At 66.4% G+C, this 20329-nt stretch carries 20 protein-coding genes; 14 read left to right on the top strand and 6 right to left on the bottom strand.

The window, feature by feature from the left end; translation table 11 throughout:
- Window positions 1-8: 8 nt before the first annotated feature.
- Window positions 9-2291, bottom strand: a complete 2283-nt coding sequence (locus C380_RS00895) for a nitric-oxide reductase large subunit (RefSeq protein ID WP_015012008.1) — start codon at window positions 2289-2291, stop codon at window positions 9-11.
- 279 nt (window positions 2292-2570) lie between these two features.
- Here C380_RS00895 and norR point away from each other — a divergent pair, with 279 nt between their 5' ends.
- From norR to C380_RS00875, 5 genes are all read left to right on the top strand, one after another.
- Window positions 2571-4148 carry a nitric oxide reductase transcriptional regulator NorR gene (gene norR, locus C380_RS00890; protein ID WP_015012007.1) on the top strand — a complete coding sequence of 526 codons (1578 nt, stop codon included), beginning with the start codon at window positions 2571-2573 and terminating at the stop codon, window positions 4146-4148.
- A gap of 121 nt (window positions 4149-4269) precedes the next feature.
- Window positions 4270-5469 (top strand): threonine ammonia-lyase, encoded by a 1200-nt coding sequence (locus C380_RS00885; protein ID WP_015012006.1) that lies wholly within the window; start codon window positions 4270-4272, stop codon window positions 5467-5469.
- An 88-nt stretch (window positions 5470-5557) separates the two neighbouring features.
- Complete coding sequence (locus C380_RS25200) at window positions 5558-5704, top strand: hypothetical protein (protein WP_015012005.1); 147 nt, start codon at window positions 5558-5560, stop codon at window positions 5702-5704.
- 95 nt (window positions 5705-5799) lie between these two features.
- Window positions 5800-6510 (top strand): 7-cyano-7-deazaguanine synthase QueC, encoded by a 711-nt coding sequence (queC, locus tag C380_RS00880; protein WP_015012004.1) that lies wholly within the window; start codon window positions 5800-5802, stop codon window positions 6508-6510.
- Window positions 6511-6851: 341 nt separating this feature from the next.
- Window positions 6852-8723 (top strand): phosphoenolpyruvate carboxykinase (GTP), encoded by a 1872-nt coding sequence (locus C380_RS00875; protein WP_015012003.1) that lies wholly within the window; start codon window positions 6852-6854, stop codon window positions 8721-8723.
- Window positions 8724-8939: 216 nt separating this feature from the next.
- Here the strand turns inward: C380_RS00875 and C380_RS00870 are convergent, their stop codons facing one another.
- Entirely contained in the window at window positions 8940-9380 is a 441-nt protein-coding gene (locus tag C380_RS00870) for a hypothetical protein (protein WP_015012002.1), read from the bottom strand.
- 137 nt (window positions 9381-9517) lie between these two features.
- Between C380_RS00870 and C380_RS00865 the strand changes: the two genes are divergently transcribed.
- The 5 genes from C380_RS00865 to C380_RS00845 all read left to right on the top strand — a co-directional run bounded on the left by C380_RS00865 (window position 9518) and on the right by C380_RS00845 (window position 13540).
- Window positions 9518-10495, top strand: a complete 978-nt coding sequence (locus C380_RS00865; protein WP_015012001.1) for a LysR family transcriptional regulator — start codon at window positions 9518-9520, stop codon at window positions 10493-10495.
- A gap of 25 nt (window positions 10496-10520) precedes the next feature.
- Window positions 10521-11366 (top strand): metallophosphoesterase, encoded by an 846-nt coding sequence (locus C380_RS00860; protein WP_015012000.1) that lies wholly within the window; start codon window positions 10521-10523, stop codon window positions 11364-11366.
- Window positions 11367-11479: 113 nt separating this feature from the next.
- On the top strand, window positions 11480-11902 hold the full coding sequence (locus tag C380_RS00855) for a universal stress protein (RefSeq protein ID WP_015011999.1): 423 nt from the start codon (window positions 11480-11482) through the stop codon (window positions 11900-11902).
- Between the two features lie 188 nt (window positions 11903-12090).
- On the top strand, window positions 12091-12546 hold the full coding sequence (locus tag C380_RS00850; RefSeq protein WP_015011998.1) for a fasciclin domain-containing protein: 456 nt from the start codon (window positions 12091-12093) through the stop codon (window positions 12544-12546).
- Window positions 12547-12601: 55 nt separating this feature from the next.
- Window positions 12602-13540, top strand: coding sequence for a fasciclin domain-containing protein (locus C380_RS00845; RefSeq protein ID WP_015011997.1), 939 nt, complete (start codon window positions 12602-12604; stop codon window positions 13538-13540).
- A 103-nt stretch (window positions 13541-13643) separates the two neighbouring features.
- Here C380_RS00845 and C380_RS00840 read toward each other — a convergent pair whose 3' ends face one another.
- Both C380_RS00840 and C380_RS00835 read right to left on the bottom strand, forming a co-directional pair.
- Window positions 13644-14267, bottom strand: coding sequence for a TetR/AcrR family transcriptional regulator (locus tag C380_RS00840; protein WP_015011996.1), 624 nt, complete (start codon window positions 14265-14267; stop codon window positions 13644-13646).
- 128 nt (window positions 14268-14395) lie between these two features.
- Window positions 14396-15307 (bottom strand): LysR family transcriptional regulator ArgP, encoded by a 912-nt coding sequence (locus C380_RS00835; protein ID WP_015011995.1) that lies wholly within the window; start codon window positions 15305-15307, stop codon window positions 14396-14398.
- Between the two features lie 176 nt (window positions 15308-15483).
- Here C380_RS00835 and C380_RS00830 point away from each other — a divergent pair, with 176 nt between their 5' ends.
- Together C380_RS00830 and C380_RS00825 are read left to right on the top strand one after the other, a co-directional pair.
- Window positions 15484-16821, top strand: coding sequence for a D-amino acid dehydrogenase (locus C380_RS00830; protein WP_015011994.1), 1338 nt, complete (start codon window positions 15484-15486; stop codon window positions 16819-16821).
- Window positions 16822-16888: 67 nt separating this feature from the next.
- On the top strand, window positions 16889-17464 hold the full coding sequence (locus C380_RS00825; protein WP_015011993.1) for a flavodoxin family protein: 576 nt from the start codon (window positions 16889-16891) through the stop codon (window positions 17462-17464).
- 2 nt (window positions 17465-17466) lie between these two features.
- On the opposite strand, the gene C380_RS00820 is transcribed toward C380_RS00825, so the two are convergent.
- Window positions 17467-18225, bottom strand: coding sequence for a YdcF family protein (locus C380_RS00820; protein ID WP_015011992.1), 759 nt, complete (start codon window positions 18223-18225; stop codon window positions 17467-17469).
- 61 nt (window positions 18226-18286) lie between these two features.
- Window positions 18287-19078, bottom strand: coding sequence for an alpha/beta fold hydrolase (locus C380_RS00815; protein ID WP_015011991.1), 792 nt, complete (start codon window positions 19076-19078; stop codon window positions 18287-18289).
- Window positions 19079-19182: 104 nt separating this feature from the next.
- On the opposite strand from C380_RS00815, the gene C380_RS00810 reads away from it, so the two are divergent.
- Together C380_RS00810 and C380_RS00805 are read left to right on the top strand one after the other, a co-directional pair.
- Window positions 19183-19704: a flavin reductase family protein gene (locus tag C380_RS00810; RefSeq protein ID WP_015011990.1), complete on the top strand. Its 522-nt coding sequence runs from the start codon at window positions 19183-19185 to the stop codon at window positions 19702-19704.
- Complete coding sequence (locus C380_RS00805) at window positions 19701-20291, top strand: MOSC domain-containing protein (protein ID WP_015011989.1); 591 nt, start codon at window positions 19701-19703, stop codon at window positions 20289-20291. The genes C380_RS00810 and C380_RS00805 overlap by 4 nt, the downstream gene beginning before the upstream one ends.
- Window positions 20292-20329 lie beyond the last annotated feature (38 nt).

Raw genomic sequence — 20329 nt, 5'->3', positions numbered from 1 at the left:
GGCGCGGGTCAGCGGCGGGTCTCCGCCAGGGTGGCGCCTGCAGGGACGGCTGGCGCACGCGATCCCAACACGCCGCTCACCACCTGCCAGGCCACGGCCAGCGCGCCGACGATGAAGACCACGTCGCCGAAGGTGCGCACCCAGCGCAGCGTCTGGATGAAGGGCTGCTGCATGAAGGCCTCGCCCCGGGCGTACCACAGGCCTTCGCTCACGCTGGCGTGGAACTGGAACAGGCCGATGGGCAGCAGGCTGGTGGCAATCATCAGCACCAGGCCCGCGTTGAGCCACCAGAAGCCCGTGGCCATGAGCCGGTCGCTGAATACCAGCTGCGGCCGGATGTAGCGCAGCACCAGCAGCGTGAAGCCCAGCGCCAGGAAGCCGTACACACCGAACAGCGCGGCATGCGCATGCACGGGCGTGGTGTTCAGGCCCTGCACGTAGTACAGCGAGATGGGCGGGTTGATCATGAAGCCAAAGACGCCCGCGCCCAGCATGTTCCAGAAGGCCACGGCGACGAAGCACATCAGCGGCCAGCGCAGCCGCGCCATCCAGGGCGCGCGGTGCTGCAGGCGCCAGTGTTCCCAGGCCTCGTGGCCCAGTACCACCAGGGGCACGACTTCAAGCGCACTGAAGGCTGCGCCCACCGCCATCACCGGCGTGGTGGTGCCGGCAAAGTACAGGTGGTGGAAGGTGCCAGGCACGCCGCCCAGCATGAAGAGCGAGGCCGAGGCCAGGCTGGCCGTGGTGGCCATGCGCACCGACACCAGCCCCAGCGTGGAGAAAATGAAGGCCAGTGCCGTAGTGGCGAAGACTTCAAAGAAGCCCTCGACCCACAGATGCACCACCCACCAGCGCCAGTACTCCATCACCGACAGGTGCGTGCGCTCGCCATAGAAGAAGCCGGCGCCGTAAAACAGGCCGATGGCGATGACCGATGCAGACAGCAGCGCCAGCAGGTTCTTGTCGCCGGGCTGGCGGAACGCCGGCAGGATGCCGCGCAACATCAGCACCAGCCAGAAGGCCACGCCGGTGAACTTGCCGATCTGCCACAGGCGGCCCAGGTCCACGTATTCATAGCCCTGGTGACCCAGCCAGAAGTTCCACTCGGGCGGCATGATCTGCGCAATCGCCAGGTAGTTGCCCGCGAACGAGCCCACCACCACGACCACCAGCGCCCAGAACAGGATGTCCACACCGAGCTTCTGGTACGCCGGGTCTTTGCCGCCGTTGATGAGCGGTGCGAGGAACAGGCCGGCCGCCAAAAAGCCCGAGGCGATCCAGAACAGCGCGCTCTGGATGTGCCAGGTGCGCACCAGCGAGTAGGGGAACCACTGCGACACATCGATGCCGTAGAACTGCTGGCCCTCCACCGTGTAGTGCGCCGTGAAACCGCCCAGCAGCACCTGGAAGCTGAACAGCGCGACGATGAGGAACAAATACTTGCCCAGGGCACGCTGCGAGGGCGTGAGCGGCACGCGTGCCAACGGGTCCTGGCGGGGCGGCTCGGGGTCGGCCTCGTCGTGCTTGCGCAAAAACGCCCAGCCCCACACGAGAAAGCCCACGCCCGCCATCATCACCACCACGCTCATCACCGACCAGACCATGTTCTCTGCCGTGGGCTTGTTGCCGATGAGCGGTTCGTGCGGCCAGTTGTTGGTATACGTTGCTGTCGTACCCGGGCGCTCCGTGGCGGCGGCCCAGGCCGTCCAGAAGAAGAAGCCCATCATCTGCGCGCGACGCTCGGCACTGGGCAGGGTGTTCTCCTTCATCGCGAAGTGCTCGCGCGTCTTGTGCAGGGCGGGTGCATCGCTGAAAAGCTGGTCGTAGTACAGCGCCGTTTTTGCGATCGCATCGGCCCGCGTGGACGACACCGTGGCCACGCCGGTGGCGGGGTCGTAGGTGTTGGTGCGGTACTCGGTCTTCATGCGATCGCGCAGCACGGCCTGCGCGGCGGCGCCGATGTCTGCAAAAGGTTTGCCGTGCGTGCGCTCGGCCGCGACGTCGAGCCAGTTGAGCAGCTCGCGGTGCAGCCAGTCGGCCGTCCAGTCGGGCGCCTGGTAGGCACCATGGCCCCAGATGGAGCCCAGCTGCATGCCGCCCACCGACTGCCAAGCGGTCTGGCCGTCCAGGATGCTGTCATGGGTGTAGAGGACTTCGCCCCCGGCCGTGGCGATGCGCGCGGGGATGGGCGGCGCGGTGCGGTACACCTCGGCGCCGTAGTAGCCCAGCAGGCTGAAGGTGACGATGAGCACGCCGATCAGCGTGAACCAGAGCTTGCGGTAGTTACCCATGGCGGGCCTCCTGCTTCGATGAGACGGCGAACGGGCGGGGCCAGCGAGGGCTGGCCGCCGGGAGACGGGCGGCGGGACGGACCGCCCGGAGGGCCAAACAGGCCGCAGGTGGACAGGATGTGATGATCATGGTGAGGTGACGAGTGAGTCGATCCACCCCCCTATCGCAAGCGCCGGGCCAGCGGCGGCACCCAACAAAATCAATCGCTTACGAAGTTCATGGTATTTATTACCCCAACGGATTGGGGTTAAATTCACCCATATGAGGTAAAAATCACCATGGATCACCAACCCCTGCTGGCCGACCTGTCCACCGATCTGCCGCAGGCCGTGCGCCTGCAGCGGCTGGTGGACCACCTGCGCGCCCGCTTTCACTGCGGCGCTGTGGCGCTGCTGCAGCTGGAACAGGACCACCTGCGCCCCGTCGCCGTGGACGGCCTGGTTCGCGAGGCGCTGGGGCGCCGCTTTGCAGTCGGCCAGCATCCGCGGCTCGCGGCCATCCTGGCGCGGCGGGAGGTGACCTGCTTTGACCATGACAGCACCCTGTCCGACCCCTACGACGGCTTGCTCGACACCCTGGTGGGCGAGCCCCTGCCCGTGCACGACTGCATGGGCGTGAGCCTGCAGGTGGACGGTCAGCCCTGGGGCGTGCTCACGCTCGACGCCCTGCAGACCGGCACCTTTGGCGAGGTCGCACGCGCTGCGCTGGCCGACTGCAAGGTGCTGGTGGAGGCCGCCGTGCGCATCTCACGGCTGGAGCGCGAGGTGCAGGCGCTGCGCAGCGCACCCCACAGCCGTGGTGCCGACGACGAGCGCCCCACCCGCGCGGGCGAGGGCGACATGGAGATCGTCGGCCAGAGCGAGCCCCTGTTGCGCCTGCTGCACGAGCTGGAGGTGGTGGCGGGCTCGGACCTGCCCGTGCTGCTGCTGGGCGAAACCGGCGTGGGCAAGGAGCTGTTTGCGCGCCTGCTGCACCGCCAGTCGCCGCGCGCTGCACGCCCGCTGGTGCATGTGAACTGCGCGGCGCTGCCGGAGTCGCTGGCCGAGAGCGAGCTGTTTGGCCACGTGCGCGGCGCGTTCTCGGGCGCGGTGACCGACCGACCCGGTCGCTTTGAGGCCGCCGAGGGTGGCACGCTGTTCCTGGACGAGGTGGGCGAGCTGCCGCTGGCCGTGCAGGCCAAGCTGCTGCGCACGCTGCAGAACGGCGAAATCCAGCGCCTGGGCGCCGACCGGCCACGCCGTGTGGACGTGCGGGTGGTCGCCGCCACCAATCGCAACCTGCGCGAGCAGGTGGCTGCGGGCGACTTTCGCGCTGACCTGTATCACCGGCTCTCCGTGTACCCCGTGCCCATCCCGCCGCTGCGCGAGCGGGGCAACGATGTGCTGCTCATTGCGGGCCGGTTTCTGGAGTTGAACCGTGCGCGCCTCGGTCTGCGCAGCCTACGGCTGTCGGCCAGCGCGCAAGAGGCGCTGCGCCGATACCCTTGGCCCGGCAATATCCGCGAGCTGGAGCATGTGATCAGCCGGGCCGCCCTCAAGGCGCTGAGCCGGGGCGTGAGCCGCACCGACATCGTGACGCTGGAGCCCGTGCTGCTGGACCTGGACGCCCACGCCGCCAGCGCAGCCCCTGCCCCGCTGGACGCGAGTGCTCCCGCTCAGGCCACAGAGCCACCCGCGACTGCCTCCACGACGGACACAGCCGGCAGCCCGCTTCGCGACGCCGTGGATGCTTGCCAGCGGCACGCCATCACCCAGGCGCTGGCGCGCCACCAGGGCAACTGGGCCCAGGCCGCGCGTGCGCTGGAGGTGGACGCGAGCAACCTGCACAAGCTGGCGCGCAGGCTGGGTCTCAAATAGATCATCAAAATTGATAGCTGCTAACGCATGATCCTCTAGCGCTTGGGGTACTTTTCACTCCATTTTTCGGCCTGCACCCGCCGCCGCGCTCCAACGGCGCGCATTGCGCCACAATCGGCCCATGCTGACCCTTCAAGACATCCGCGACGCCGCCACCCGCTTACAAGGCCAGGTGCTGGACACCCCCTGTGTCGAATCCAAGACGCTCTCGCAGATCGTGGGTGCGCAGGTGTTCCTCAAGTTCGAGAACCTGCAGTTCACCGCGTCCTTCAAGGAGCGCGGCGCCTGCAACCGGCTCACGCTGCTGACCGACGAGGAGCGTGCGCGCGGCGTGGTGGCCATGAGCGCTGGCAACCACGCCCAAGGCGTGGCCTACCACGCACAGCGCCTGGGCCTGCGCGCAGTCATCGTGATGCCGCGCTTCACGCCCGGCGTGAAGGTGGAGCGCACGCGCGGATTTGGCGCCGAGGTGGTGCTGCATGGCGACACGCTGGAAGAAGCCCGCGCCCATGCCTATGCGCTGGCAGACGCGCAGGGCCTGACCTTTGTGCACCCGTATGACGATGAAGGCGTGGCTGCAGGCCAGGGCACGCTGGGCCTGGAGATGCTGCAGGCCGTGCCCGACCTGGACACGCTGGTGATTGCCGTGGGCGGCGGCGGATTGATCTCTGGAGTTGCCACGGCCGCCAAGGCGATCAAGCCGGGCATCGAAATCATCGGTGTGCAGACCGCGCGCTTTCCGGCCATGGTCAACGCCGTCAAGGGCACGCACCACTCGCAGGGCACGTCAACAATAGCCGAGGGCATTGCCGTGGGAACCCCGGGCAAGATCACACAGGAGATCGTCAAACGTCTGGTGGACGACCTGGTGCTGGTGGACGAGGGCGACATCGAGCAGGCGGTGCTGATGCTGCTGGAGATTGAAAAGACCCTGGTCGAAGGCGCAGGGGCTGCTGGCTTGGCGGCGCTGGTGCGCTACCCCGAACGCTTCAAGGGCAAGCGCGTGGGCCTGGTGCTGTGCGGCGGCAACATCGACCCACTGCTGCTGGCGGCCATCATCGAACGCGGCATGGTGCGCTCGGGGCGCCTGGCGCGCATCAAGGTCAGCGCACGCGATGTGCCCGGCGTGCTAGCGCGCATCACCGCCACGGTGGCCGACGCAGGCGCCAACATCGAGGAAGTGCACCACCAGCGCGCCTTCACCATGCTGGCCGCGCAGAACGTGGAGATTGAGCTGGTGCTGCAAACCCGGGGCAAGACCCATGTCGATGAGGTGCTGGGACAGCTGCGGGCGGCAGGCATGCAGGCCGACCTGATCTGAGAGCCTGTGCATAGAGACCACAGGGTTTTGCCCCTGCGCAGGTTCTCGCGGCTAGAATTGCGCAAGTTTTAAGCATCTGGAGCCCACCATGTCTGACCACCACACTTCGCACGCCTCAGCAACGCCATCGAACGACCCCGTGGAAAACGTCGTTCACGTGGTCCCCGTCGTGCTGCCGGTGGTGGGCGGCATCATGATGTTCCTGCTGGCGTTCATCGCCGTGATGATGGCCTGACCGCTCCGGCAGGCATCACCCCCACAGCCCCGCAGTGCGGGGCTTTTTTTCGTCTCGCCCCCACATTCCATCCTCGTTTGACCTGGAGAACCCCCATGAGACCCGGACACGCACTCGTCCTCTTTTCCGGAGGCCAGGACTCCACCACCTGCCTGGCCTGGGCCCTGGAGCACTTTGCCCATGTGGAAACCATCGGCTTTGACTACGGCCAGCGCCACCACATCGAGCTGCAGGCGCGACAGACGGTGCTGGCGTCGCTGCGCGCGCAGTTTCCGCAGTGGAACGCCCGGCTGGGCGACGACCACATGCTGGACCTGGCGGTGCTGGGCCACATCAGCGACACCGCGCTGACCAGCGACGCCGAGATCCAGATGACCGCCGCCGGCCTGCCCAACACCTTTGTGCCGGGGCGCAACCTGCTGTTCTTCCAGCTGGCGGCCGCCGTGGGCTACCGGCGCGGGCTGCACACCCTGGTGGGCGGCATGTGCGAGACCGACTTCTCCGGCTACCCCGACTGCCGAGACGACACGCTCAAGGCGCTGCAAGTGGCGGTGTCGCTGGGCATGGGCCAGCGGTTCACGTTCGAGACGCCCCTCATGTGGCTGGACAAATCCGAAACCTGGGAGCTGGCGCGGACCCTGGGTGGGCAAGCACTGGTCGATCTGATCGTGAACGACTCGCACACCTGCTACCACGGCGTGCGCGACACGCTGCATGCCTGGGGCTATGGCTGTGGCACCTGCCCGGCCTGTGCGCTGCGCAAGGCGGGCTTTGAGCGCTGGAGCGGTGCGGCGACCCGGCCTTAAAACCTGTTTGGAGTCTTTTTGAACAGGTTCTCGAGCCCCAGCCCGGCACCTGCAGGGCGTCGGATTTCATGCATAACCTCATGTTTTTTTTGCATGGTTTTGACCCCTGTCTGACAGACAAATGGGCGGCAGATTCATAAAATTGACATCCCAGCCGACCCGCGGAATCCGTGGAACTAGCCTCCACCCGTGGGGCTGACACACGCTCCCGCCCGCCGACTGAGCACGAAAGCCGTTTTTTCAAAGGCAGCGCTCAGCACCGCAATTGCGCCAGGCCTCGCCGTGACCCGTTCGGTCCGCTTCCTTTGAAAAAACGTTTTTTCAACTTAGGAAGCTCCCCGATGAACGCACCCACGATGCAGGGCCTGAATCTCAACGCCCCCGCTTACGTCAAAAACGCCCGACTGCTCGCCTGGGTGGCCGACATGGCCGCCCTGTGCAAGCCCGATAGCATCTACTGGTGCGATGGCTCCCAGGAAGAGTACGACCGCCTGTGCCAGCAGCTGGTCGATGCCGGCACCTTCAAGAAGCTGAACCCCGCCAAGCGCCCCGGCAGCTTCCTGGCCTGGTCCGATCCATCGGACGTGGCCCGCGTGGAAGACCGCACCTACATCTGCTCGGCCTCCAAGGAAGACGCCGGCCCCACCAACAACTGGATGGCTCCCGCTGAAATGCGCGCCACGCTGCAGCCGCTGTTTGACGGCTGCATGAAGGGCCGCACCATGTACGTGGTGCCCTTCAGCATGGGCCCTTTGGGCAGCCACATTGCCCACATCGGCGTGGAGCTGACCGACAGCGCCTACGTGGCCGTCAACCAGCGCCTGATGACCCGCATGGGCAAGGCCGTGTACGACGTGCTGGGCGTGGAAGGCGAGTTCGTGCCCTGCATGCACACCGTGGGCGCGCCCCTGGCCGAAGGCGAGAAGGACACGACGAGCTGGCCTTGCAACCCCAAGGTCAAGTACATCGTGCACTACCCCGAAACGCGCGAAATCTGGTCCTACGGCTCGGGCTACGGCGGCAATGCGCTGCTGGGCAAGAAGTGCCTGGCCCTGCGCATCGCCTCCACCATGGGCCGTGACCAGGGCTGGCTGGCCGAACACATGCTCATCCTGGGCGTGACCAACCCCCAAGGCAAGAAGTACCACGTGGCAGCGGCCTTCCCCAGCGCGTGCGGCAAGACCAACTTCTCGATGCTGGTGCCGCCCGAGGCGGGCTTTGCCGGCTGGAAGGTCACCACCATCGGTGACGACATTGCCTGGATCAAGCCCCATGCCGACGGCAAGATGTACGCCATCAACCCCGAGGCTGGCTACTTTGGCGTGGCCCCCGGCACCAACATGCACACCAACCCCAACTGCATGCGCAGCCTGGACAAGGACGTGATCTTCACCAACGTGGCCCTGACGGACGACGGCGACGTGTGGTGGGAAGGCATGGAAAAGGACACCGGCAAGCTGCCCGATCACCTGATCGACTGGCAAGGCAAGGACTGGACGCCCCAGATCGCCAAGGAAACCGGCGCCAAGGCTGCGCACCCCAACTCGCGCTTCACCGTGGCTGCCACCAACAACCCAGCCCTCGACCCCCAGTGGGACGATGCCAATGGCGTGGCCATTGACGCCTTCATTTTCGGCGGCCGCCGCTCCACCACCGTGCCGCTGGTGACCGAAGCCCGCACCTGGACCGAAGGCGTGTACATGGCTGCGACCATGGGCTCCGAAACCACCGCCGCCGCCTTTGGCGCCCAGGGCGTGGTGCGCCGCGACCCCTTCGCCATGCTGCCGTTCTGCGGCTACAACATGAGCGACTATTTCCAGCACTGGCTGAACATGGAAGGCCAAATTGCCGCCACCGGCAAGGCGCTGCCCAAGGTGTTCTGCGTGAACTGGTTCCGCAAGGACGAAGCCGGCAAGTTCGTCTGGCCCGGTTATGGCGACAACATGCGCGTGCTCAAGTGGATGATTGACCGCATCGAAGGCCAGGCCCAAGGCCAGGAAACCATGTTCGGCGTGGCCCCGCAGTACGCCGAGATCAACTGGACCGGTCTGGATTTCAGTGCCCAGAAGTTCGACGCCGTGACCAGCATCGACAAGGCCGCATGGGCGGAAGAGTTCAAGCTGCACACCGCCCACTTTGAGCAGCTGGCCTACCACCTACCCCAGGCACTGCTCGATACCAAGGCGCAACTGGAAAAGCGCCTGGCGGCCTGATACGCCCATTCGATCCAGGAAGCTCCCCCACTCAAAGCCGTCTCGCACTCGCGGGACGGCTTTTTTTCGCCTCCGCGCTGCAGCTACAGCAGCGGCCTGGAGCACCAGGAATGGGGCATGTGGGGCATGACAAACGCAGACACAAAAAAAGCCGTGGCGTCTGCCACGGCTTAAATTCGCTGGATTGCGCAGCGTGTGCTGCGCTAAACCCTCAGTTCAGTAGTACTTGCGAATGCTGTCCACGGTGGGAATGCCCATTGCGTGGTTCAGCTCGGCCATGATGCGGGGGTCCTTCAGGGCCACTTGCCAGGTGCGCTGGTCTTCAGCGGCGCGGCGACGGCTTTCGGCCCAGGCCAGCGCGGAACCGCGCAGCGCCACACCAGCGCGACGGGCGGGGCTGGTCAGCAGGGCCAGCGCAGCAAAGGCCACGAGCCACAGCACCATCCAGGCAGCCAGCAGGTGGCCTTCGGTCCAGGTGTCGATGACCTGGTTGGCAACCACCAGCAGCGCGGAGACCACGGCGGCCAGCAGCAAGGAGGCAGCGCCACGCGCGCCGTCAAAATGGGCGGCAGCGCTCTTCAGGGCGGCGGCAGCGTTTTCGGCGCGGACAACGCCGGGGTGTTCGGTGGGGTACTCAACGTGTGCAAAGGCGGTCATTTCGGTTTCCCTTTTCTAACGCTTGTGGCGAGATTGCCGGGCGATGGGGTGATATTAGGGTTTACCCTTTGCATGTTCAAGTTTATATTTTGAATCATTGATATTCATTTCAGTGATGAATATGCTTTGAGACCACCATGACCCCTTTGAACTTCCGCTCCCTGGACCTGAATCTGCTGCGCGTCTTTGACGAGGTGATGGCCGAGCGCAGCCTCACCCGGGCCGCGCACAAGCTCTCCATCACCCAGCCGGCCGTCAGCAACGCCATGCGGCGCCTGCGGGACGTGGTGGGGGATGAACTGGTGGTGCGCAGTGGCCAGGGCGTGGAGCCCACGCCTCGCGCGCTGGCCCTGTGGCCGCCAGTGCGCGAGGCTCTGGCCCATTTGCAGGAGTCCCTGGCGCCCGGTCACTTTGACCCGGCAACGGCCGAGTCCACCTTTGTGCTGGCCATGGCCGATGCCACGGCGGCGACGCTGGTGCCCGCCCTGGTGGAAATCATCGAGCGCGAAGCCCCTGGCATCTCCATTCGCGTGCTGCCGCTCACCACGCGCGACCCCCGGCGCCTGCTAGAGGAAGAGGCGGCCGACATGGCCGTGGGCTACTTTCCCGCAGCGCTGGCCGACCTCACCGCGCGGGCGCAATCGGGCGGCGTGGTGGCCTTTGAAAGTCGCCGACTGTACGACGGCGAATACGTGTGCGTGATGCGCCAGGGCCACCCTTTGGCCGACGCCCCGCTGACGCTGGACACCTACTGCGCCGCGCGGCACATGCTGGTGAGTTTTTCGGGCCGCCCTTTTGGCTTCATCGACGAAGCCCTGGCGTCGCTGGGCCGCGAGCGCAAGGTGGTGATCACGGTCAATCAGTTTTTCACGGCAGGGCGGGTGGTGTCGGGCTCGGACCTGTTGACCGTGCTGCCACGCCACTTTGTGCCGGTGACCGGCATTGCCGACGCCCTGGTGCAACGGGCCCTGCCGCTGGACGTGCCCGCCGTGCACGTAGATGCCCTGTGGCGCCGGCGCGGCCCCCAGCAGGCCGCGATGACCTGGCTGCTGCAGGCCCTCGCGCGGTCAGCGCGACGCACCTTCCCCGGGCAGGACCTGCACGGCACGCCGTAGACTGCACCCATCTGCGCCCAATCTGATGAATATCCAGCTTCTCTCCGACCTCCATCTGGAGGCTCACCCGCACTTTGTGCCCGAACCCGCCCCCGGCGCCGATGTGCTGGTGCTGGCGGGGGACGTGGGCTCCTACCAGCAGGGCTCTCAACTGGACGACGACGACTTCGGCCTGGCCCGGTTTTCGACGTTGCCCCAATATGCAGGCTGGCCGACCCCCGTGCTGTTTGTGCCCGGCAACCACGAGTACGACGCCCAGGACTTCGATGCCGCGCACCTGCGGCTGCGCCAGACCTGCGAGCGCCTGGGCATTGTGTGGCTGGAGCGCGAAACCCTGGTGCTGCAAGGCGTGCGTTTTGTCGGCACGACGCTGTGGAGCGATTTCGACGCACTGGCCGACCATGAGGGCACGACCGACCTCACACGCCGGCTCAAGCTGCGCGACAAAGCCTTTCGCGCGGCCAACTTCTACCTGCGCAAGACCGGGGGCACGCGCCACACAGAGCCGTTTCTGGCCGAGCCCATGCGCGAGCAGGCGCTGGTCTGCCAGCAGTGGCTGCGCGATGTGCTGCAGCAGCCTTTTGACGGCCCCACCGTGGTCGTCACCCACTTTGCGCCCAGCCTGCGCAGCGCCGACCCCCGCTACGGTCTGGTGCCTGGCACAGCAGGGTTTTGCAACGCACTGGACGACCTGCTGATGCACACCCCGCTGTGGCTGCATGGCCACCTGCACGCGCCGAGCGACTACACCGTGCAGGGCCAGCGCAGCGACGGATCGCCCTGGCAGTGCCGGGTGGTGGCCAACCCGCTCGGTTACGCACGCAAGGGCGAGCAGGCAGCGTTTCAGCCGCGCTGCGTGGTCACCGTATGATCAGCATGCGGTTCGTACGAATCCGCCACGCGCCGAACAGAACAACATGACCCAGGTCAAGACAACAGGCACCCGCGCAGAGTAGTCTGCCCCATCCCTTTTCGGAGAACACCATGAACATCCTGCTTGCTGTCGATGGCAGCGCCTACACCAAGAAAATGCTGGCCTACCTGGCCACCCACGAAGAACTGCTGGGCGGCACCCACACCTACACCGTGCTGACGGTGCAGGCCCCGCTGCCTCCCCGCGCCCGTGCCGCGCTGGGCAAGGAAGTGGTGGACAACTACCACGCCGAAGAAGCCGAAAAAATCCTCGCACCGGTGTGCAAGTTCCTCGGCCGCCATGGCGTGGATGCCAAGCGCAGCGTCAAGGTCGGCGCGGTGGGCGAAACCATCGCCAAGGTGGCAGACACCGGCAAGTTCGACCTGTTGGTCATGGGTTCGCACGGCCATGGCGCCATCGCCACGCTGGTGATGGGCTCGGTGACCACCCAGGTGCTGGCGCACAGCAAGGTGCCGCTGCTGATCGTTCGCTGAACGCGCGGGTCCGCTGCGCAACCGCGCAACACCGTCCAAAAGCCCTGCCTTGCAGGGCTTTTTTTCATCTCGTTACGACTGAATGGTTATTGAATAACCAATCAGTTTACTTTCGTACCAAATGGTTATACATTCGCGCCACGCCCATCTTGGCGTGTCAATTCCATCGAAACCGAGAGGAACGACCCATGAAGAAGACCCTGATTGCACTCGCTCTGACCGCTGGCGCCACCTTCAGCGCCATGGCGCAAGACATCGTCGATACCGCTGTGAAAGCGGGCAACTTCAAGACCCTGGTGGCCGCCGTGCAGGCCGCCGGTCTGGTGGACACCCTCAAGGGCCCCGGCCCATTCACGGTGTTTGCCCCCACGGACGAAGCCTTCGCCAAGATCCCCAAGGCCACGCTGGACGGCCTGCTGGCCGACAAGGCCGCACTGACCAAGGTGCTGACCTACCACGTGGTGCCCGGCAAGGTCATGGCCAGCGACGTGAAGGCCGGCAAGGTCAAGACCGTGCAAGGCCAGGAACTCACAGTGAGCACGAGCATGGGCGTGATGGTCGACCAGTCCAAGGTCATTGCCACCGACGTGGCCGCTAGCAACGGCGTGATCCATGCGATCGACACGGTGCTGATGCCCAAGTAAGCCACCGGCACCACCGCTCTTTTCACCCACCATCCATTCACGAGGAGAAGCCGCCATGAATACCGTATTCAATCGCCGCACCGTCCTGATGGCTGCCGCCCTGGGCGCCAGCACCACCCTGCTGCAAGCCTGTGGGGGCGGAGACGACGAGCCCCAGCGCAACATTGTCGAGCTGGCCCAAAACACCCCCGAGCTGAGCATCCTGGTCGAAGCCGTGGTCGCTGCGGGCCTCGCGCCCACGCTGAGCACGGGCACGCTCACCGTGTTTGCGCCCACCAACGCAGCGTTTGCCGCGCTGCTGACCGAACTGGGTGTGACCAAGGAAGCGCTGCTGGCCAACAAGCCCCTGCTGACCGCCGTGCTCACCTACCACGTGCTGGGCAGCAAGGTGATGCGGGCCGATGTGCCCTTGGGCAAGGCGATCACGCCGGTGTCGGGCGGCTTCTTCAAGATCGAGTCGAACAACGGCCTGAAGATCACCGACGGCCGCAATCGCGTGAGCACCATCACCAGCACCGACATCCAGGCCAGCAACGGCGTGGTGCATCTGGTGGACAAGGTGCTGCTGCCCGCCGACAAGGACATCGTGGCCACCGCCTCGGCGCTGCCCGACTTCAGCATCCTTGTCGAGGCCGTGGTGGCCGCCGGGCTGGTGAGCACACTGCAAGGCGCTGGGCCCTTCACCGTGTTTGCGCCCACCAACGCAGCGTTTGCTGCCTTGCTGACCGAGCTGGGCGTGACCAAGGACGCGCTGCTGGCCAACAAGACCCTGCTGACCCAGGTGCTGACCTACCACGTGGTGCCCGCGCGCGTGCTCAAGGCCGAAGTGCCCGTGAACACCGCCATCACCACCGTCCAGGGCCAGACCTTCACCATCAACTCCAGCTTGGTGATCACCGACCAGAACATGCGCACCAGCAACATCGTGGCTACCGACGTATTCACCAAGAATGGCGTGATCCACGTGGTGGACAAGGTGATCCTGCCGAAGTGACAGGATCCCAGGTGCTGCGCGCCCCCACCGGCGCAGCACCCACACAGCAAAAAGCCCGGCGTGCCGGGCTTTTTTTATCGATGCGGCTTATCGTGCCGCCATGTCAACGCGCTGCCAGCCCGTCAAAACAGGTGCGCACCACCAGGTCCACGATTTCGGCGTCCGAATACTGCCCGCCTTCCTTGAGGAAGCTCACTACCGGGTCGCAGGCGCGCGCATACAGCGTGTAGAGCACCACCAGCGGCGGCAGCGTGGGGCTGATCACCCCCTGGGCCTGGGCCTGGGTGATCCACTCCCCGATCTGGTCGCTCACCGCCACCAGCCCGTTCAGGTAGTCCTTGTTGGCCATGAGCACCGCGCGCAGCGTGGAGTTGCGGCTGGGCAGCAGGGGCATCTCGTTGGTCAGCAGACGTTCCAGCGACCAGCGCACCAGCGCATGCAGCTTCTCCAGCGGCGGCATTTCGGCGGGCAGGCCTGCCAGGTAGGTCTGCACGCGCCCCAGGATCTGCACCATGGCGGCACTGCACAGTTCTTCCTTGCTGCAGAAATGCTTGTACAGGCTGGCCTTGGCGATGCCGACGGCGTTGGCCACGTCGTCCATGGTCATGGCGTCGAAGGCCTTTTCACCCAGCAGGCGGCAGGCGGACTGGAGGATGGCATCCTCGCGGGCCTGGTGCATCTGCTCCTTGAACGAAACTTTGGGTTGCGGCGTTTGCATGGTGTCCATTTTATACATTGCAGTAAAAAATAAATGACGAAGTTGCAATGCAACTACGTCGTTCACGTTTTTGACAGCACAAAACGTGCCGCGCACCCCGCCGCAGGGGCGCAGCCAGACGGCCTTTGAACACGTTCTTAGGACACCAGCGCCTGGGCCGCAGCGCTGGTCAGTGCCGACGACAACGCATCCAGCAACTCGGACTCCAGGTTCCAGCAATGCCAGTACAGCTGGATCGGCAGCGACCGGCCGGGGGCCAGATCCACCACGCTGCCATCGGCAATGGCACCCCGTGCCAGCAGTTCTGGCACCACGCCCACGGCCCAGCCAGCGGCCACCGCGCGCATCTGCGCCTCGGAGCCCGGCACAAACAGGTGGTTGAGCGCCACGCGCTTGAGGCCAAACGCACGGGCCACGAACTCGGCCGCCATGTCGTCCTTGCGGTTGAACGACAAAAACGACACGTCGCGGAAGTTGTGGGGCGTCAGCCCCTGCGGCAGGTACTGCTGTGCGTAACTGGCCGACGCCACCGCCACATAGGGCATGGCCCCGAGCGGCACCATCTTGCAGCCACGCAGCGCCTGCTTGAGCGTGGTCACGCAGCCCAGCACCTGCCCGGAGCGCAGCCATTCCTGCGTGAAGTCCTGGTCGTCCACGATGATTTCGAGCGGCAGGCGCTGGCGCACCAGGTCGTGCAGAGCACCCATGGCCCAGGTGGCGATGCTGTCGGCGTTGATGGCGATCGAGATGCGCTCGTCTTCGCGCGATCCGCCCGGTGCGCTGGGCGCCAGCTCCTGCAGGTCGCGCTCCAGGTCGGCGCGCAGCAGGCGCATCTGCTTGGTGTGCTTGAGCAGCAGCTGCCCGGCCGACGTGGGCCGCAGCGGGCGGCTGCGCACGATGAGTACCGAGCCCACCTGCGCCTCCAGCGCGCGCAGGCGCTGCGAGACGGCCGACTGCGTGACGTTCAGGCGCTGCGCAGCGCGCTCGAAGCCGCCCTCTTCAACGATGGCGGCAAGGCATTCCAGGGCGGCGGGATCGTAGGTGCTCATGGTCTCGGACTCGAACAAAAGAGGGTTGTCTCCTCAGCGCTATCCATTAGGTGCGCTGATGTTTTTGGAGTAAGTTTAATTTTGCTTTTAGTTGAATGCAATGTCGCGCACACTGCGCCCCATCGTGTCCCGCACTGGGGCGGGTGGCACGCAAAGGCTCACAAGGCATTCCGCATATGAAAACCATTGTTCTCGGCGCCGGCATCATCGGCATCAGCACAGCGTGGCACCTGCTGGAACGCGGTCACGAAGTCATCGTGATCGACCGCCAGCCCGATGCAGCACTCGAAACCAGTTTTGCCAACGCGGCGCAGATCTCGGTGAGCTACTGCGAGCCCTGGGCCAACCGCGAGGCGCCGCTCAAGGCGCTCAAGTGGATGTTCGACAAGGAAGCGCCGCTGCTGTTTCGCCCGCAGATGGACTGGCAGCAATGGCGCTGGGGCCTGCAGTTCCTGGCGCAGTGCAACGATGCGGCCTTCGAGCGCAATGTGCAGCAGATTGTGGCGCTGGGCGCCTACAGCCATGCCGCGCTGAAGGACCTGGTGAAAACCACCGGCATCGAATACAACCGGCTCGAACGCGGCATTGCCCACTTCTACACCGACCAGAAATCGTTTGACGCCGCAGGCCATGCCGTGGAGCTGATGCGCAAGCACGGCGTGCAGCGCCGCCTGGTCAGCCGCGACGAGCTGCTCAAGATCGAACCGGCCTTCAAGGCCTACGGCGACAAGATCACCGGCGGCACCTATACCAGCACCGACGAGAGCGGCGATGCACGGGTCTTCACCCAAGAGCTGGCCCGCCGCTGCGCGGCACGGGGCGTGCAGTTCCTGTACGGCCACGATGTGCTGCGTCTGAACAAGATTGGCAATGCTATTGATTCAGTAGCAGTCATGCCAAATTCCGCTAGCGCAAGCGGCAAAAAGGACTTCATATTGAAGGCGGACGCCATTGTGGTGGCCTGCGGCTCGTACAGCGCGCCGCTGCTGCGCAGCGTGGGCGTGGACCTGCCGATCTACCCCGGCAAGGGCTACAGCGCGACCTTCCCGCTGCTCAAGCCCGAGGGTGCGCCCATGGTCTCCACCATTGACGACGGCAAGAAGATCGCCATGAGCCGCCTGGGCAACTTCCTGCGCGTGGCGGGCACCATCGAACTGAATGGCTGGGACCTGACCCTCGACAGCTCCCTGGCCCGCGCGCGCTGCCACATGCTGTCGCGCCGCATCGAGGCCATCCTTCCCGGCGTGTGCGACACCCGCACGCCCGAGGAAGGCGGCAACCCGCAGTACTGGACCGGCCTGCGCCCCGCCACGCCCACCAACATCCCGTTCATCGGGCGCACCCGCGTGGGCAAGCTCTGGGTGAACGCGGGCCACGGCACACTGGGCTGGACGCACGGTGCGGGCTCGGGCAAGGCCCTGGCCGAGCTGATAAGCGGCGAGCAGCCTGCAATGAATTTCGGCTTTCTGGGAGCCGAAGCCGTGCGCGCGCCGCGCACCGTGGTCGCGGCCTAAGATCGTGAACACGTTCTAAGGGGCGGCTCCCACAGCGCGCCTGCAGACAAGGGCCGGTGCCGCTACGATGCCGGCCATGTCTGCACCCCATTACCTCTTCCTCACCACCTCGACCCGCGAACCCGGCCACCTCGGCAACACCGAATGGCTGGCGCGGCAGGCCGCTGCCGCCCTGCCTGCGGGCACGGAGCAAACCTGGCACCACCTGGCGCGCATGCAGTTGCCGCCCTTTGTGGACCAGCGCCACACCACCGGCGCCTACGCACCGCCCGAGGGCGACATGAAAACCCTGCTGGATGCCACGCTGGCCGCCAGCCACATCGTTTGGGTGGCGCCGGTGTACTGGTACAGCATCCCCTCGCCGCTCAAGACCTACCTCGACCACTGGAGCGCCTGGATGCGCGTGCCGGGCCTGGACTTCAAGGACGCCATGGGCCGCAAGACGCTGTCGCTCATCACCACCAGCGGCGACCGCACCAAGGCCCAGCCCATGATCGATTCGGTGGCGCTGTGCGCGCAATTCCTGTCCATGACCTGGGGCGGTGCGCTGTGGGGCAAGGGCGGCCCCCCGGGCGCCGTGCAGGCCGATGCGCAGGCTGTGGAGGCGGCCAGCCGCTTCTTGGCTACTCCCGCTGCGGGCTGATCTCAGCGGTCCAGCGAAGCACGCTGGGCCAGTATGCCCAGCCACTCATGCAGCGCCAGGCTGCTGTCGGACAGCGCCGAGGCGCGCGGCAGCACGCGATACAGCTTGCGCGCCTGCCCCCCTTTGAAGCCCATGGGCGCCGGCAGCACCTGCAGCCCGGCCTGCTCAAAGTCCCGGGCGGCACGCACCATGTGCCAGCCGTGGGTGACGAGCGCGATGCGCTCGATGCCTGCGGCCTTGAGCAGGACGGCCGACCTGGTGGCGTTGTTGCGGGTGTCGAGGGACTCCACTTCGGTCCAGCGCACCCGGCCCTTGAACTCCCGCTCCACCACATCCTTCATCACCAGCGCCTCGGCCCGTGTGCCGCCTGTGGAGCCCCCCGTGGCCAGGATGGGCAAACCCGTCTGCTGCTGCAGGTAGGCGGCATAGCGAACCCGTTCGCGCGCACCCCGGCTGAGCACGTCCACCCCGTATTCAGGCGCCACGGTGTCGGCACCGCCGCCCAGCACCACGATGGCCTGCACTTTCGCCTCGGGCAGCTGGCGCGGCGTGACGGCGGGGTAGCGCTCCAGGCTGCGCACCAGCGCGTCCGACACCGGCGGCCAGGACAGCACCAGCACCGACAACAGCGACAACACCACCAGCGTATTGCCCGTGCGGCGGTGGTAGCGCGCCAGCCACAGGCCAAACAGCGCCAGCACGATGCTGGACACCGGCGGCAGCAGCAGCGCGGACAGAATTTTCTTGAGGGCAAACAACATGGAGAAAGAAGGCAGCGTTCATGCCCGGGCGCGGCGGCCGAGCGAGCCAAGATCAAATGGGTCAGTGCAGCGTGCGCCGGTGGGCCAGAAAATCGAGCAGCGCAGCGTCAAACCCCTCGGGGTCTTCCAGCTGGGGCCAATGCCCCACATGCGGCAGCAGCACCGTCTGCGCATCGGGCAATACCTGGGCCAGCGCCTGGAGGGCTGCCGGCGGAGTGCACCGGTCCTGATCACCGCCCACCAGCAGCACCGGCATGGCCAGGTGCGCCAGCGCGGCGGCACCCCGGTCAAACGTGGGCAGGGCCTCCAGGGCGCGGCGGTAGGCGCCCGGGAACACCTGGCCCAGCGCGTGGCCCGCCAGCCGCACGCCTTCGGGCAGGGCACCGGTGCCGATGCACTGCGGCACCAGGGTCTGGGCCAGTTGCTCCATGCTGCCGCCCGCGTCCAGGGCCTTGAGGGCCTGCTCGCGCGGTGCCACCCAATCCTGCACGGCCTGGGCATCCAGCGCCGGGCCGCCCGCGCACAGCACCATGCGGCGCACCCTGGACGCATCGCGCACGGCGGCCTCCAGCGCCACCATGGCGCCCATGCCGTGGCCGACCAGCGTGACGGGGCCGCAGCGCAGCGCCTCGATCAGCGCGAGGCAGCTTTGTGCCAGCGCCTTGAAGGTGTAGGGCTCCACAGGCGCGCTGCGGCCATAGCCGGGCATGTCCCAGGCCACGGCCCGGTAGCCAGCGGTGGCCAGGGTCTCCACCTGGGGCGCAAAGGTGAGGTGGTCGCCGTCCGCGTCGTGCAGCATGAGCACGGTGGGGCCGGAGCCGAGGGTGGTGAAGGTGGGAAGCAATGCGGCCATGCGGTGAAAAGCAGATGTAAACCCCGCAACAGCGCAGCGGAGGGTGGCGCCTGATAATAGGTCCTGTCGCTTGCCCCCACGCCGCCACCGCTGGCGCCGCTTTTGTGAACCCTTCGCTCCCCCGCCCCGCCCTCGCCCTGCCGCCGAGCTTTTCGACCCGCGAATTCCGCAATGCGCTGGGCATGTTCGCCACGGGTGTGACCATCGTGACCGCCCGCAATGCGGCGGGTGAACTGGTGGGGCTCACGGCCAGCTCGTTCAATTCGGTGTCGCTGGAGCCCCCGCTGGTGCTGTGGAGCCTGTCGCACGGCGCCAGCACCATGCCGGCGTTTGCCAACGGCTCGCACTACGCCATCCATGTGCTGGCAGCGGACCAGAAGGACCTGGCCGAACGGTTCGCCACCCGCGGCATTGACCGCTGGGCCGGCCTGGAGCACCGTCCCGGTATCAGCGGCGCGCCGCTGCTGGCCGGTGCCGCCGCCACGTTCGAATGCTTCAACCGCAGCCAGTACAAGGAGGGTGACCACACCATCTTCGTGGGCGAGGTGGAGCGCTGCGAGCACCGCGAGGGCGCATCGCCCCTGCTGTACCACGGCGGCAAGTTCTACACCGAGCACCCTCTGTGACGGCGCCCGCCATCGTCGTACGCCACGTGAACGTTGGCACCGCCCGGCGCCTGAAGGTGGGCGAGCGGTCAGTGCTCACCGCCATCAGCAAAACCTCCGTCGCCGGCCCCGTGGCCGTGGGCCCGCTGGGGCTGGCGGGGGACGAGCAGGCCGACCTGAGCGTGCACGGAGGCCTGACCAAGGCGGTGTATGCCTACCCCGCCGCGCACTATGCGTTCTGGCAGGCCCAGCGCCGCGAGCGGGGCGTGAGCCTGTTCGACGAAGCGCTGCCACCGGGCTTCATGGGCGAGAACCTCACCATTGACGGGCCGCTGGAGCATGAGGTGTTTGTGGGCGACGAGTGGCATTTCCCGGACTGCGTGCTGCGCGTGGCGGCGCCGCGCGAGCCCTGCTTCAAGTTCAATGCCGTGATGGGCTTTGCCCAGGCCGGCCGCGCCATGGCGGTGGCGGGCTGCTGCGGCTACTACCTGGCGGTGGACCGGCCCGGCACCATCGCCGCCGGGCAGACCGCGACGCTGGTCGCAGGGCAACGCGGGCTGAGCATTGCCCAGGCTTTTGCGGGCAAGTTCGCCAAGCACGCACGTTGATCTGGCTGCGGCACGACTCCCGCGCCGCAATCCGCCCA

The sequence above is a fragment of the Acidovorax sp. KKS102 genome, assembly GCF_000302535.1.
Lineage (GTDB): Bacteria > Pseudomonadota > Gammaproteobacteria > Burkholderiales > Burkholderiaceae_C > Acidovorax.
This window is presented reverse-complemented; position numbering and strand designations above follow the sequence as displayed.

Excerpts from the sequence above, each read along its gene's own strand:
- C380_RS00895 (WP_015012008.1), bottom strand. The coding sequence starts at position 2,291 with ATGGGTAACTACCGCAAGCTCTGGTTCACGCTGATCGGCGTGCTCATC.
- norR (WP_015012007.1), top strand. The coding sequence starts at position 2,571 with ATGGATCACCAACCCCTGCTGGCCGACCTGTCCACCGATCTGCCGCAG.
- C380_RS00885 (WP_015012006.1), top strand. The coding sequence starts at position 4,270 with ATGCTGACCCTTCAAGACATCCGCGACGCCGCCACCCGCTTACAAGGC.
- C380_RS25200 (WP_015012005.1), top strand. The coding sequence starts at position 5,558 with ATGTCTGACCACCACACTTCGCACGCCTCAGCAACGCCATCGAACGAC.
- queC (WP_015012004.1), top strand. The coding sequence starts at position 5,800 with ATGAGACCCGGACACGCACTCGTCCTCTTTTCCGGAGGCCAGGACTCC.
- C380_RS00875 (WP_015012003.1), top strand. The coding sequence starts at position 6,852 with ATGAACGCACCCACGATGCAGGGCCTGAATCTCAACGCCCCCGCTTAC.
- C380_RS00870 (WP_015012002.1), bottom strand. The coding sequence starts at position 9,380 with ATGACCGCCTTTGCACACGTTGAGTACCCCACCGAACACCCCGGCGTT.
- C380_RS00865 (WP_015012001.1), top strand. The coding sequence starts at position 9,518 with ATGACCCCTTTGAACTTCCGCTCCCTGGACCTGAATCTGCTGCGCGTC.
- C380_RS00860 (WP_015012000.1), top strand. The coding sequence starts at position 10,521 with ATGAATATCCAGCTTCTCTCCGACCTCCATCTGGAGGCTCACCCGCAC.
- C380_RS00855 (WP_015011999.1), top strand. The coding sequence starts at position 11,480 with ATGAACATCCTGCTTGCTGTCGATGGCAGCGCCTACACCAAGAAAATG.
- C380_RS00850 (WP_015011998.1), top strand. The coding sequence starts at position 12,091 with ATGAAGAAGACCCTGATTGCACTCGCTCTGACCGCTGGCGCCACCTTC.
- C380_RS00845 (WP_015011997.1), top strand. The coding sequence starts at position 12,602 with ATGAATACCGTATTCAATCGCCGCACCGTCCTGATGGCTGCCGCCCTG.
- C380_RS00840 (WP_015011996.1), bottom strand. The coding sequence starts at position 14,267 with ATGGACACCATGCAAACGCCGCAACCCAAAGTTTCGTTCAAGGAGCAG.
- C380_RS00835 (WP_015011995.1), bottom strand. The coding sequence starts at position 15,307 with ATGAGCACCTACGATCCCGCCGCCCTGGAATGCCTTGCCGCCATCGTT.
- C380_RS00830 (WP_015011994.1), top strand. The coding sequence starts at position 15,484 with ATGAAAACCATTGTTCTCGGCGCCGGCATCATCGGCATCAGCACAGCG.
- C380_RS00825 (WP_015011993.1), top strand. The coding sequence starts at position 16,889 with ATGCCGGCCATGTCTGCACCCCATTACCTCTTCCTCACCACCTCGACC.
- C380_RS00820 (WP_015011992.1), bottom strand. The coding sequence starts at position 18,225 with ATGTTGTTTGCCCTCAAGAAAATTCTGTCCGCGCTGCTGCTGCCGCCG.
- C380_RS00815 (WP_015011991.1), bottom strand. The coding sequence starts at position 19,078 with ATGGCCGCATTGCTTCCCACCTTCACCACCCTCGGCTCCGGCCCCACC.